12 protein-coding genes are annotated in these 13,760 nt (G+C 54.1%); 11 read left to right on the top strand and 1 reads right to left on the bottom strand.

Annotated elements, in window-relative coordinates; genetic code table 11:
* Positions 1–175: 175 nt before the first annotated feature.
* The 10 genes from miaB (at position 176) to EDC52_RS07600 (ending at position 10,102) form a co-directional block, all read left to right on the top strand.
* Positions 176–1,600, top strand: a complete 1,425-nt coding sequence (gene miaB, locus EDC52_RS07645; RefSeq protein WP_131864753.1) for a tRNA (N6-isopentenyl adenosine(37)-C2)-methylthiotransferase MiaB — start codon at positions 176–178, stop codon at positions 1,598–1,600.
* A 276-nt stretch (positions 1,601–1,876) separates the two neighbouring features.
* Positions 1,877–2,983 carry a PhoH family protein gene (locus tag EDC52_RS07640; protein ID WP_165911677.1) on the top strand — a complete coding sequence of 369 codons (1,107 nt, stop codon included), beginning with the start codon at positions 1,877–1,879 and terminating at the stop codon, positions 2,981–2,983.
* Positions 2,976–3,446 carry an rRNA maturation RNase YbeY gene (gene ybeY / locus EDC52_RS07635; RefSeq protein ID WP_131864751.1) on the top strand — a complete coding sequence of 157 codons (471 nt, stop codon included), beginning with the start codon at positions 2,976–2,978 and terminating at the stop codon, positions 3,444–3,446. The genes EDC52_RS07640 and ybeY overlap by 8 nt, the downstream gene beginning before the upstream one ends.
* Positions 3,447–3,515: 69 nt before the next feature.
* On the top strand, positions 3,516–4,394 hold the full coding sequence (gene corC / locus EDC52_RS07630; RefSeq protein WP_131864750.1) for a CNNM family magnesium/cobalt transport protein CorC: 879 nt from the start codon (positions 3,516–3,518) through the stop codon (positions 4,392–4,394).
* A 7-nt stretch (positions 4,395–4,401) separates the two neighbouring features.
* Entirely contained in the window at positions 4,402–5,931 is a 1,530-nt protein-coding gene (gene lnt / locus EDC52_RS07625; protein WP_131864749.1) for an apolipoprotein N-acyltransferase, read from the top strand.
* A gap of 36 nt (positions 5,932–5,967) precedes the next feature.
* Positions 5,968–6,558, top strand: a complete 591-nt coding sequence (locus EDC52_RS07620; RefSeq protein ID WP_131864748.1) for an MSMEG_1061 family FMN-dependent PPOX-type flavoprotein — start codon at positions 5,968–5,970, stop codon at positions 6,556–6,558.
* Positions 6,559–6,911: 353 nt separating this feature from the next.
* Positions 6,912–7,808 carry a glutamate/aspartate ABC transporter substrate-binding protein gene (locus tag EDC52_RS07615; RefSeq protein ID WP_131864747.1) on the top strand — a complete coding sequence of 299 codons (897 nt, stop codon included), beginning with the start codon at positions 6,912–6,914 and terminating at the stop codon, positions 7,806–7,808.
* Positions 7,809–7,962: 154 nt separating this feature from the next.
* On the top strand, positions 7,963–8,703 hold the full coding sequence (locus EDC52_RS07610; protein ID WP_131864746.1) for an amino acid ABC transporter permease: 741 nt from the start codon (positions 7,963–7,965) through the stop codon (positions 8,701–8,703).
* Positions 8,703–9,377 carry a glutamate/aspartate ABC transporter permease GltK gene (gltK, locus tag EDC52_RS07605; protein ID WP_131864745.1) on the top strand — a complete coding sequence of 225 codons (675 nt, stop codon included), beginning with the start codon at positions 8,703–8,705 and terminating at the stop codon, positions 9,375–9,377. Before EDC52_RS07610 ends, gltK begins: the two co-directional genes overlap by 1 nt.
* Positions 9,377–10,102, top strand: a complete 726-nt coding sequence (locus EDC52_RS07600; protein ID WP_131864744.1) for an amino acid ABC transporter ATP-binding protein — start codon at positions 9,377–9,379, stop codon at positions 10,100–10,102. Before gltK ends, EDC52_RS07600 begins: the two co-directional genes overlap by 1 nt.
* A gap of 295 nt (positions 10,103–10,397) precedes the next feature.
* Here EDC52_RS07600 and EDC52_RS07595 read toward each other — a convergent pair whose 3' ends face one another.
* Positions 10,398–10,880 (bottom strand): zinc ribbon-containing protein, encoded by a 483-nt coding sequence (locus EDC52_RS07595; protein ID WP_131864743.1) that lies wholly within the window; start codon positions 10,878–10,880, stop codon positions 10,398–10,400.
* Positions 10,881–11,166: 286 nt separating this feature from the next.
* On the opposite strand from EDC52_RS07595, the gene leuS reads away from it, so the two are divergent.
* Positions 11,167–13,749 carry a leucine--tRNA ligase gene (gene leuS, locus EDC52_RS07590; protein WP_131864742.1) on the top strand — a complete coding sequence of 861 codons (2,583 nt, stop codon included), beginning with the start codon at positions 11,167–11,169 and terminating at the stop codon, positions 13,747–13,749.
* Positions 13,750–13,760 lie beyond the last annotated feature (11 nt).

Below are 13,760 nucleotides of genomic sequence, written 5' to 3'. Positions count from 1 at the left end.
CTTGACTATGCTTTTCGAGTAATATGGTCGGAATAGCCTTCAGTGTACCGCATTTTTCCAGACTTAAAGATAACCCTTTGACCGGCGCGCTGGTCACAACAACGCCAAAGGATTACACTATGCGCCCTGCATTAAGCCTTAATGATGTTTCCCGCACCCGAGTAATGGCAAGCCGATGACCAAAAAACTGTATATCAAGACCTGGGGCTGTCAGATGAATGAGTACGATTCATCCAAGATGGCTGACTTACTGGATAGCACCCATGGCTATCAGTTGACGGAGATCGCTGAAGAAGCGGACGTCCTGTTGCTTAATACCTGTTCGATACGGGAAAAGGCACAGGAAAAGGTGTTCCATCAACTGGGCCGCTGGCGCATGCTGAAAGAGGCCAACCCGGACCTGATTATCGGGGTGGGCGGCTGCGTGGCGTCTCAGGAAGGCGAGCATATTCGCCAGCGGGCTCACTATGTGGACATTGTTTTTGGTCCGCAGACCCTGCATCGCCTGCCGGAAATGATCAATCGGGTGCGCGGCAACCGCAGTCCTGTCGTGGATATCAGCTTTCCGGAAATTGAAAAATTTGACCGCTTGCCCGAACCGCGCGCTGACGGGCCGACGGCGTTCGTTTCAATTATGGAAGGCTGTAACAAATACTGCACCTTCTGTGTGGTGCCCTATACCCGCGGCGAAGAAGTCAGCCGGCCCTGCGATGATATCCTGTTTGAGATAGCCCAGTTAGCGGCGCAGGGCGTTCGCGAAGTTAATCTGCTGGGGCAGAATGTCAACGCCTGGCGTGGCAGCTTTTACGATGGCGAGCAAGGCAGTTTCGCTGAACTGCTGCGCCTGGTCGCCGCGATAGACGGTATTGACCGGGTGCGCTTCACCACCAGCCACCCGATTGAGTTCGGCGACGATATCATCGAGGTTTATCGCGACACGCCTGAACTGGTCAGCTTTGTCCATCTGCCGGTACAGAGCGGTTCCGACCGCATTCTGACCATGATGAAGCGAGCCCATACCGCACTTGAATACAAAGCGATCATCCGCAAACTGCACAAGGCGCGTCCCGGTATCCAGATAAGCTCCGATTTCATCGTCGGTTTCCCCGGCGAAACCCAGGCTGACTTTGAGCAGACCATGAAGCTCATCGGCGAAGTCAATTTTGATATGAGCTACAGCTTTATTTATTCGGCCCGTCCCGGCACTCCCGCCGCCGATATGGTCGATGATGTTGCTGAGGAAGAGAAAAAACAGCGTCTGCATCTGCTGCAGGAGCGCATTACCCAACAGGCGATGCAGTACAGCCGCCGTATGCAAGGCACCGTTCAGCGCATACTGGTCGAAGGCACCTCCCGTAAAAGCATCATGGAGTTGTCAGGGCGCACTGAAAACAACCGCGTAGTTAATTTTGAAGGGACGCCAGATCTTATCGGCAAGTTCGTCGATGTCGACATCGTCGATGTCAACCCTAACTCACTGCGCGGCATTGTGGTGCGGACTGAAGATGAGATGGGCCTGCGGGTTAACGAGACGCCGGCACAGGTCATTGCGAGAACCCGTAAAGAAAATGCTATCGGCGTGGGTGTTTACCAGCCTTGACTCCCTTTCCGACATCCCCAGACGGGCGGCCATAAGCCGCCCATGCCCTACTTTACACCTCGGTTGCATTTTGCACTCAGCTACCATTTCACACGCTGGTTGCAATTTTCTGTCGCGCCCCCAATATTATCTGTATGCCCGAAACCTGAACAGCGGGCCGGCGGTGCTACAATCATGAGAGTGTAAATCAGCATCAAAAGGCCGTTACTGACCGGGCATGCGGTCATTATAATCCTGTTATCCGTTAACGCGGCCTTTAAGGCCCAGAGGAAGAGTTTGAACGTCGACACGAAAGAAATCGTACTGGAGCCAGCAGACAACAAACGCCTGTTGAGCCTCTGCGGACCATTTGATGACAACATCAAACAGCTTGAGCGCCGGTTGGGCATAGAAATCAACCGCCGGGATAACCACTTCAAACTGGTGGGTAAACTACTGTGCGTAGATGCAGCCGCCACTATCCTGCGCAGCCTGTATGTCGATACCGCCCCGGTCAGAGGGGTTTCAAGCGATATCGACCCTGAACAGATCCATCTGGCGATTAAAGAAAGCCGGGTGCTTGAACAGGCGGCCGACAGCGTGCCGGACTACGGCAAAGCCATTCATATCCAGACCAAGCGCGGCGTTATCAAGCCCCGCACGCCAAACCAGGCTCAGTATATCGCCAATATTCTTGATCACGACATCACCTTTGGCGTCGGCCCGGCGGGTACCGGTAAAACCTACCTGGCGGTAGCGGCGGCGGTAGATGCACTGGAGCGCCAGGAGATCCGGCGTATCCTGCTGACCCGTCCGGCGGTGGAAGCCGGTGAAAAACTGGGATTCCTGCCAGGCGATCTCAGCCAGAAAGTCGATCCTTACCTCAGGCCGCTGTACGATGCGCTGTTTGAGATGCTGGGCTTCGAACGGGTTGAAAAACTGATTGAACGTAATGTCATTGAGGTCGCCCCACTCGCCTACATGCGCGGCCGTACACTCAATGATGCCTTTATCATCCTCGATGAGAGCCAGAATACGTCGATCGAGCAGATGAAAATGTTCCTGACCCGTATCGGCTTTAACTCCAGGGCGGTCATTACCGGCGACGTAACGCAAATTGACCTGCCACGCCATCAGAAGTCAGGCCTGCGTCATGCTATCGAAGTACTGTCGTCGGTCGAAGAAATAAGCTTTAACTTCTTCAACAGTGAAGACGTGGTGCGTCATCCGGTGGTGGCGCTGATTGTGAATGCCTATGAAGCCTGGGAATCGGCCGACGAACGCCATCGTGACGACGTCGCCCGCGAACGCAAACGCGAGGCCATGGCTGAGCGCAGCAAGTCTCAGGCCGCTGCCGGCCGCTCACCATCTGATGAAAATGCGCTGGAGCCTTCCGATGAGTGAGGTTATCCTCGATTTGCAACTGGCCTGTGAACAGCCTCAGGGACTGCCGGCTGAAGCCGATTTCACCCGCTGGCTACAGGGTGTGCTTCCCCGTTTTTGCGAGCAGGCTGAACTGACGATCCGACTGGTGGACGAGGCCGAAAGCCATGAGCTGAATCTGACTTACCGCGGCATGGATAAACCCACCAATGTGCTGTCATTCCCCTTTGAAGCACCGCCGGGGATCGAACTCCCCTTACTGGGCGATTTGGTGATATGCCGGCAGGTAGTGGAAAGGGAAGCCACTGAACAGGATAAAAACCTGGATGCCCATTGGGCACATATGGTTGTCCACGGCTGTCTTCATCTGCTAGGGTATGATCATATCGAAGACGATGAAGCCGAAGAAATGGAATCGCTGGAAATGGAAATCATGCAGCAGATGGGTTTCCCGGATCCTTACCTGGCTGAAAAGAATGTTTAAATAGCGGCACCGGGCGTAATGCCTGGTGCTTTTTACTATCCCCACTATAAGTGAAATTAACTGAACGCCATGAGCGACGACCATTCGCAGAGCAGTGACAGCCCCAGTCCCAAGAAGGGCTTTTTTACCCTGATACTGAATCAGCTTTTTCACGGAGAGCCCAAAAATCGTAATGATTTGCTGGATTTGATCCGCGACTCCGAACAAAACGAACTGATCGATCCCGACACCCGCGATATGCTTGAAGGCGTAATGGATATCGCCGAACAGCGCGTCCGGGATATCATGATCCCCCGCTCACAAATGGTGACGCTCAAGAAAAACCAATCGCTGGAAGAGTGCCTGGATGTCATCATCGAATCCGCCCACTCCCGCTTTCCGGTTATTAGCGAGGACAAGGATCATATCGAAGGGATCCTGATGGCCAAGGATTTGCTGCCGTTCATGCTCAGCAATTCCGAACCTTTCAGTATGGAAAAAGTGTTACGCCCGGCAGTTGTCGTTCCCGAAAGCAAGCGCGTCGACCGGATGCTCAAGGAGTTCCGTTCCCAGCGTTATCACATGGCCATTGTCATTGATGAATTTGGCGGTGTGTCCGGCCTGGTCACTATCGAAGATATTCTTGAGCTTATCGTCGGAGAAATAGAAGATGAATACGACGACGAAGAAGATCGGGATATCCGCCAGCTGAATCGGCATACCTTTACCATTCGCGCACTGACCCCGATTGAAGATTTCAATGATGTGTTCAATACCCATTTCAGCGACGAAGAAGTGGATACCATTGGTGGCCTGGTGATGCAGGCCTTTGGTCATCTGCCGGCCAGGGGCGAAACTATCGAGATTGATGGTTATGCCTTTAAAGTCGCCATGGCCGATAGCCGGCGCATTATACAGGTTCATGTAAAAATCCCTGAAGACTCCCCCCAACCCGTCATGGAAGAATAACGTCTCAATGAACCGTGTTTCGCTGATTGAACGCCAGCAGATTCGCATGCTGCTGGCGTTGCTGGCCGGTGCCTGCGGCGCCCTGGCCTTTTCGCCTTACGATCTCTGGCCGGCCGCGTTGGTTTCTCTGGCGGGTCTGCAGGCACTGACCCTCAACCGTCGCCCATCCCAGGCCGCCTGGATCGGCTTCGCTTGGGGAATGGGTCTGTTCGGTGCCGGTGTAAACTGGGTGTATGTCAGCATTGCGCAGTTCGGCGGCATGCCCGGCCCGGTCAATGTGGGACTGGTGGTACTCCTGGCCGCCTACCTGGCGCTGTATCCAATGCTGTTTGCCTGGATGCTGACGCGTTACTGGCCCGATGTCACCTGGTGGCGTCTGGCACTGGCGGCGCCGGTGCTCTGGCAAGTCAGCGAATTCCTGCGCGGCTGGGTGCTGAGCGGCTTCCCCTGGCTGCAGTTTGGCTATAGTCAGATAAGCGGTCCACTGAAAGGGCTTGCCCCGTTGTTTGGCGTCGAGAGCATCACGTTTGCGCTGATGGCCATCAGCGGGTTGTTGGTTTTTGCCTGGCGCAAACGCAGCAAAGGCGCGGCCATCGCTGCCCTACTGCTGCTGATAGCGCCTTGGCCGCTCAGACAGATACAATGGACCACTGAACAGCCTGAGCGCGCCGTTGACGTGGCTCTGGTGCAGGGAAATATTCCCCAGACGCTGAAATGGCAGGCAGATCAGGTACGCCCTACGCTCCAGACCTATCTCAGTCTCAGTCGGCCAGCCCTGGGAAAAGCGCAGATGATCATCTGGCCTGAGTCCGCCATTCCGGATAACGAGATAGATCAGAATGCTTTCCTGACCGAGCTGGATGAACTGCTGCGTGAACAGCGCACCAGCCTGATTACCGGCATAATCGATGCCCGGCCTACACCACACGGCTACGATTATTATAACAGCATTGTCGTACTGGGCGAGAATACACCTTACCGTTACCCGAGCCCGGACCGCTATGCCAAACATCATCTGGTCCCCTTTGGGGAATATGTGCCCTTGGCATCACTGTTGCGTCCTCTGGCGCCCTTCTTTAACCTGCCGATGTCATCACTGAGCCGGGGAAACTATGTCCAGCCCCAGCTCAGCGTGGCCGGCATGAAGCTGACCGCCGCCATCTGTTACGAAATTATTCTGGGGGAACAGGTGAGGGACAATTTCCGTCCTGATTCAGATTTCCTGCTGACCATTTCCAATGATGCCTGGTTTGGTCATTCCATCGGTCCCTGGCAGCATTATCAGATGGCGCGGATGCGATCGCTGGAGCTGGGCCGGCCGCTGCTGCGTAGCACCAATAACGGCATTACCACCGTCATAAACGCCGACGGTAATCCGGCCAGCCTGCTGCCCCAGTTTACCCGTGAGGTGCTCCATGCCCGAGTTACCCCAACCCGGGGTTTGACGCCGTATGCCCGTTTTGGCAACTGGCCGCTGTGGGGCGCGACCCTGATCCTGGCATTCGGCTGCGTGGTTTTTGGCCGCCGCCGGCGCTAAAAACCTGATGATAACCTTTTGAACGATGAGCCCTGTATGAATATCGACCCTCAATTTTTGCTTACCGAGCCTTCTTCGCTGCGCGAACATTATGCCCAGCCCTATCCAGCTGTGGTGCAAAAGCAGATTGATCATATTGATGACTACGCTCGGCGCCTGATTAACCTGTCGCCGTTTATCGTGCTGGGCACCCTCGGCGCGTCCGGTATCGATTGCTCCCCCAAAGGCGGCGAGCCGGGCTTTGTCCATGTAGAGGATAGCAAAACCCTGTTGTTGCCTGACCGGTCAGGCAACAACCGTCTTGATGGTTTGAGCAATATTTTGCAGAATGCTTTCGTCGGCATCCTGTTTCTTATACCTGGCTGGGCTGAGGGATTCAGAGTCAATGGCCGCGCCCGTATTTCGGTCGACCCACAACTGTGCGGCCGCTTTGCTCAAAACGGCCACCCGGCGAAAAGCATTATCGTCATTGATGTCGATGAGGTGTTTATCCATTGCGGCCGGGCTATTACTTTTGCCGATCTGTGGAACAGCGAAAAACAGGCAGATCGCAGCCAGCTACCGACCGCCCTCGAAGTATTCAAAGCCCATGTCGCCATTTCGGCCGCTCGAAGCGACGCAGAATAACCTCCTCCCATGCCCCACCCAGGGGCAATTGTTCTAAATGGCATGATTTTTGCTGCTAACTATATCGAATGTGAAGAATTACCGGTCGCGAACAATAGCTATCGTCATCAGAGCTGCTTGAATGGTGCAATATACGCACCATGTTGGTGCATAAGCGTCAGCGTGCAATTTAATGGTGCGCTCTGTCTCGCAAAAGGTAAACATTTCTATTTCAAATTATTTACATTCATCTATTTTTAACGTACCCCGCTTTGACTTTACGCGTCAGACCTCAACCGGGGCTAACGTGATACTCATGATTGCAGCCGTCGAACACGTTACCGGCGGCATGTTGACAGCAAAGGAGTTGGAAGATGCAAATGCGCAAATTGGCTTTATCGTTTTTAATCCTCGGCATGGCCGGCAGTATGGCCCATGCGGAAGAGCTGACCGGTACGCTGAAGAAAATCAAAGACAGTGGCGTTATCGTTGTCGGCCACCGAGAATCCTCTGTTCCCTTCTCCTATTACGATAATCAACAAAAAGTGGTCGGTTATTCCCAGGCTTACTCCGATGCCATTGTCGATGCGGTAAAGAAAAAAGTTGAGGCGCCTAATCTGCAGGTTAAATACTTGCCGATCACGTCGCAAAACCGTATTCCGCTGCTGCAAAATGGCACTTATGATTTCGAATGTGGTTCAACCACCAATAACGCAGAACGGCAAAAACAGGTCGCATTCTCCAATACCGTGTTTATCATCGGCACCCGTCTGGCAGTCAAGAAAGGCAGCGATATTAAAGATTTCGACGATTTGAAAGGCAAAACCGTGGTTGTCACCGCCGGCACCACCTCGGAAGTGCTGCTGAATAAGCTGAATGATGAGAAGAAACTGGACCTGCGCATCATCAGCACCAAAGATCATGGCGACTCTTTCCGTACACTGGAAAGCGGCCGTGCGGTGGCCTTCATGATGGATGATGCGCTGCTTGCCGGCGAACGCGCCAAATCCAAGAAACCCGATCAATGGGATATTTTGGGTACGCCTCAATCAAAAGAAGCCTACGGCTGTATGCTGCGCAAGGATGATCAGGAGTTCAAGAAACTGGTCGACACCGCCATCGCTTCAATCCAGACGTCCGGCACCGCTGCGAAATGGTATGACACCTGGTTCAAACAGCCTATCCCACCCAAGAATCTGAACATGAATTTTGATATGTCCGATGACGTCAAGCAGCTGTTCAGCGCCCCTAACGACAAGGCCGTAAACTAATAACGATAATAAGGGTGGGTTATAACCCACCCTATCGATTGCTGGAAAAGGCAAGGACAGACAGACGTGCGGCGGCCGTTCCCCGCTGCGCGGTTCATATAGCCGTTCATCAATCTTCAGGGTAGCCATGCTACCCTTTTTTACCGGAGTTTTTATGTCAATAGATTGGAACTGGGGTATCTTTTTCGAAGCGGCCCCGTTTGGCAACACCACCTATCTAGGCTGGCTTTGGTCAGGCTTCAAAGTCACCGTGGCGGTCTCGTTATGCGCTTGGATCATCGCCTTTTTCGTCGGGTCGATATTCGGTATCCTGCGTACCGTTCCCAACCGTTTCCTTTCGGCGCTGGGTACCGGCTATGTCGAGTTATTTCGTAACGTCCCCCTGATTGTGCAGTTCTTTATCTGGTATCTGGTGGTGCCGGAACTGCTGCCGGCCGATATCGGCATGTGGTTCAAGGCGGAACTGGATCCCAATATCCAGTTTTTCGTTTCATCGATGATCTGCCTTGGGCTCTTTACCGCAGCCCGCATCTGCGAGCAGGTGCGCTCAGGTATCCAGTCCCTGCCCCGAGGCCAGCAGGCCGCCGGCCTGGCGATGGGGCTGACTCTGTCCCAGACCTACCGCTATGTGCTGCTGCCCAATGCCTATCGGGTCATCGTACCGCCGATGACCTCTGAAATGCTGAATCTGGTGAAAAATTCATCGGTAGCCTCCACCATCGGGCTGGTGGAAATGGCCGCCCAAGCCAGCAAACTGCTGGATTATTCAGCCCACGCCTATGAATCATTTACCGCCATCACCGTGGGATATTTGATAATCAACGCCCTGATCATGTTGAGCATGTATTTTGTAGAAAGAAAAATTCGCCTGCCGGGCTATATGGGAGGCAAATAATGTACGAATTTGACTGGAGTTCGATCATTCCCGGCCTGCCCTATATGATGCAAGGCATGATAATTACCTTGAAGATCACCTTTACCGCGGTGTTCTTCGGCATTATCTGGGGCACGGTACTGGCGGTCATGCGCCTATCGCCAATCAAACCTGTCAGTTGGTTCGCCAAAATTTATGTCAACCTGTTCCGCTCAGTGCCGCTGCTGATGGTGCTGTTGTGGTTTTATCTGGTGGTGCCAAGCCTGCTGACCAAAGTACTGGGCATTTCGCCGCAGACCGACATCAGGCTTATTTCAGCGATGGTGGCTTTTTCGCTGTTTGAAGCAGCGTATTATTCTGAAATCATCCGTGCCGGGATTATCAGCATTTCTCGGGGCCAGTCTTCGGCCGCGCTGGCGCTGGGCATGACCCACTGGCAGTCGATGAAGCTGGTCATCCTGCCCCAGGCATTTCGCGCCATGGTGCCGCTGCTATTAACCCAGGGGATTGTCCTGTTCCAGGATACCTCATTGGTTTATGTATTAAGTCTGGCTGATTTCTTCCGCTCCGCGTCTTCGATGGGCGAGCGTGATGGGACCCAGGTAGAAATGATTTTGTTTGCCGGCCTGGTGTATTTTGTCATAAGCCTGAGTGCCTCCCTGCTGGTGAATTATTTGAAGAAAAGGACAGTTTGATGATTTCCCTGAAAAACGTTTCAAAATGGTATGGTCACTTTCAGGTTCTGACTGACTGCACCACCGAAGTCAAAAAAGGCGAAGTGGTGGTCGTTTGTGGCCCCTCCGGCTCAGGCAAGTCCACATTGATTAAAACCGTCAACGGCCTTGAGCCGATTCAGCAGGGGCAAATACTGGTCAACGGAACGGCGGTGAACGATAAAGGCACCAATCTGGCGCAGTTGCGTTCACGTGTCGGCATGGTGTTTCAGCATTTCGAACTGTTTCCCCATCTGTCGATTATCGAGAACCTGACGCTGGCGCAGGTGAAGGTGCTTAAGCGCGATAAGGCCGAGGCGCGTCAGAAAGGGCTCAAGCTACTGGAGCGCGTAGGCCTGAGTGCCCACGCAGACAAGTTTCCCGGCCAGCTGTCCGGCGGTCAACAACAGCGTGTGGCCATTGCCCGGGCGCTGTGCATGGATCCTATCGCGATGCTGTTTGATGAGCCGACCTCGGCGCTTGATCCGGAAATGATCAATGAAGTCCTGGATGTCATGGTGGAACTGGCCCAGGAAGGCATGACCATGATGGTGGTCACCCATGAGATGGGCTTTGCCCGCAAGGTCGCGCACCGGGTGATTTTCATGGATGAAGGGAAAATCATAGAGGACTCACCGAAGGAAGCCTTTTTCCAGCATCCTCAATCCGATCGGGCCCGCGATTTCCTGGCCAAGATCCTACATTGAGTCCGGTGGCAGCCAGCAACGTGTAATGCGCCGGTCTGCCGTTCGGTTTTCAGGCGGGTGACCCAAGGTACCCCAAGCTGGCGGTGGGATAGTCTGGCCACTATTTCCTGGGGCGGCTGTCGAAAAAGGGTGCGGCTGAACAGTCGGCCGCAACACCGGTCTCTGTTACTCCGCAACCTTGGCGGCCGTAGCTGCCCTAGCTGCCCTAGCTGCCTAGCTGCCTAGCTGCCTAGCAGATAATATAATGCCATCTCAATACGCAACCGGGTGCATCGGCGGCGAATCACTGGTCAGTTCAGTTTCTAAACGGCTGACGATTGAACTGATCATGGCCGCAAGCAGGGCAAACCGGCAGGACTTCCGGTGTATAGAACGCCAGATAATGATGACAGCGTTCGCACACCAGATTGCCCAGCCCGACGACTTCGCCGCTGTGATAGACCCCGTGATGGCTGACATCTTTAAATACTTCTTTCCATTCAAGCTGGGTTTTATCGGTTATATCCGCCAACCGCTGCCAAAGGCTTTCTTTGATAACCCGCAGAAAGACGCTCTCATCATCGTCTTCCCGGCTTTCATCATAACTGCGGGCGAATTCTTCCAGGTCACGGCGCACGGCCCCACAAACCTGTTCAACTTCGGTGGGCGTAAGATCGCCGGTGCCCGACAAACGCTGCCGGGCATCGTCTACCAGCGTATCAATATCCCTTTCGCCATCTTCCAGACGTTGGCTGAGAGAACTCAGTAATTCATGGTAGTATTGAGCAACCTTGTCCATCGTTATCTCCTTGTATCCCGCAGGCGATCGCCGCAGCGACAAAACAGGCACTTATGATTATCACACTGATAATTTTAGTCCAAAACAAACGGAGCACGCGGGTTAAAATGGAATGGCAGGGAATAATTCTTCAGAATTTGAATGATTGCCGCTGAAATACCGCTCCCTGACGCTGTGGGTGTTGTTGCCGCTATTGCTTATCAGCTATGCTAGGCGGATCATTGAATCGTTATGACGCCCGAACACAGGGGCGTGGCTGTATTAACCCATAGGACCACTGGCTGCCATGCAAGAGCAATATCGCCCGGAAGAGATAGAATCCCACGTTCAGCTTCACTGGCAAGAACATCAGACTTTCAAAGTGACCGAAGACGCAGGCAAAGAAAAATATTATTGCCTGTCTATGCTGCCTTATCCCTCCGGTCGACTTCACATGGGCCATGTGCGTAATTACAGTATTGGTGATGTGATTTCCCGGTATCAGCGTATGCTCGGCAAAAACGTCCTGCAGCCGATTGGCTGGGATGCGTTCGGCCTGCCCGCCGAAGGTGCGGCGGTCAAGAACAACACCGCTCCGGCGCCTTGGACTTACGACAATATCGACTACATGAAAAACCAGCTGAAACTGCTGGGTTTCGGCTATGACTGGAGCCGAGAAGTCACCACCTGCCGGCCGGAATACTATCGCTGGGAACAGTGGTTCTTCACCCGCCTTTATGAAAAGGGCCTGGTCTACAAGAAAACCTCGGCGGTGAACTGGTGCCCGCACGATCAGACGGTGTTGGCCAACGAACAGGTGATTGATGGTTGCTGTTGGCGCTGCGATACCAAAGTCGAGCGTAAAGAGATTCCGCAGTGGTTTGTTAAAATCACCGCGTATGCCGATGAACTGCTCTATGACCTGGATACGCTGGAAAGCTGGCCTGAGCAGGTCAAAACCATGCAGCGTAACTGGATCGGCCGTTCTGAAGGGGTTGAGATCACCTTTGATGTGGAAAACAGCGAAGAAAAGCTGTCGGTCTATACTACCCGCCCCGATACCTTCATGGGCGTGACGTATGTTGCCGTGGCGGCGGGCCATCCTCTGTCACTGCAGGCGGCGGCATCCAACCCGGCCCTGGCGGATTTCATCAACGAGTGCCGTAATACCAAGGTAGCCGAAGCAGAAATGGCCACCATGGAAAAAAAAGGCATGGAAACCGGCCTGTATGCCGTCCATCCGCTGAACGGTGAAAAAGTCCCGGTATGGGTCGCCAACTTCGTTTTAATGGAATACGGCACCGGCGCAGTGATGGCGGTCCCCGGCCACGATCAGCGCGACTGGGAATTTGCCACCAAATACCATCTGCCGATAACGCCGGTCATTCTGACCGCCGACGGCAGCGAACCCGATCTGTCTTTGCAGGCGATGACCGAAAAAGGCGCCCTGTTCAACTCGGGTGAATTCAACGGACTTGACCACCTGGCAGGCTTTAACGCTATCGCCGACAAGCTGGTTGCCCAAGGTGTGGGCGAGCGCAAGGTCAACTATCGGCTGCGCGACTGGGGCGTTTCCCGTCAGCGCTACTGGGGCGCACCTATTCCGATGGTGACCCTGGAAGACGGCACCGTGGTGCCTGCACCTGATGATCAATTGCCGGTGCTGCTGCCTGAAGATGTGGTCATGGACGGTATTTCGAGCCCGATCAAACAAGATCCGACCTGGGCGCAGACCACGGTAAACGGTCAGCCGGCGCTGCGTGAAACCGATACCTTTGATACCTTCATGGAATCTTCCTGGTATTATGCGCGCTATACCTGCCCGGACTATGACCAGGGTATGCTTGATCCGGCGGCGGCTAATTACTGGCTGCCGGTCGATCAATATATCGGCGGCATCGAACACGCCATCATGCATCTGATGTATTTCCGATTCTTTCACAAGCTGTTGCGCGACGCCGGACTGGTGAATTCCGATGAACCGGCAAAACGTCTGCTGTGTCAAGGCATGGTGCTGGCTGATGCCTTCTATCGCATCGGCAGCGGCGGCGAGCGCATCTGGGTATCGCCGGTGGATGTCACCGTCGAACGCGATGACAAAGGCCGCATTTCCAAATCCACCGACAACGAAGGCCGAGAAGTCATCTACGCGGGCATGAGCAAAATGTCCAAGTCGAAAAACAACGGCATCGACCCGCAGGTGATGGTAGAAAAATACGGTGCCGATACCGTCAGGCTGTTTATGATGTTCGCCTCGCCGGCGGACATGACCCTTGAATGGCAGGAGTCCGGGGTTGAGGGAGCGAACCGCTTCCTCAAACGCGTCTGGAAGCTGGTATTTGACCATACTTCCCGTGGCGCGGTAAGCGCGCTTGACGTCACCGGGCTCAACAGCGCCCAGAAAGATCTGCGTCGCGATCTGCACAAGACCATCGCCAAGGTGACTGACGATATCGGTCGCCGTCAGACCTTTAATACGGCGATCGCCGCGGTTATGGAACTGATGAACAAACTGGCTCGCGCCCCCCAGGAAACCGAGCAGGACAGAGCCCTGCTGCAGGAAGCCCTGACCTCGGTGGTGCGTTTGTTGTATCCGTTCACCCCGCATGCAAGCTTTGCGTTGTGGCAGGCGCTCGGCGGTGAAGGCGATATCGACAATGCCTCATGGCCGGTTGCCGATGACGCGGCAATGGTTGAAGATGCCAAACTGGTTGTGGTACAGGTAAATGGCAAGCTGCGGGCAAAAATTACCGTGCCTGCGGATGCTGATGAAGCACTGGTACGTGAGCGTGCGGCCAAAGAACATCTGGTTGCGAAATATCTGGAGGGGGCCCAGATACGTAAAGTGATTTACGTTCCGGGTAAACTGCTTAACCTGGTGGTGGGTTGAGTCAAGGAGGC

Origin of the sequence: Biostraticola tofi, assembly GCF_004343195.1 — a bacterium.
Taxonomy (GTDB): domain Bacteria; phylum Pseudomonadota; class Gammaproteobacteria; order Enterobacterales; family Enterobacteriaceae; genus Biostraticola; species Biostraticola tofi.
The sequence above is the reverse complement of the archived record's forward strand: the minus strand, read 5'-3'. Positions and strand labels throughout refer to the sequence as shown.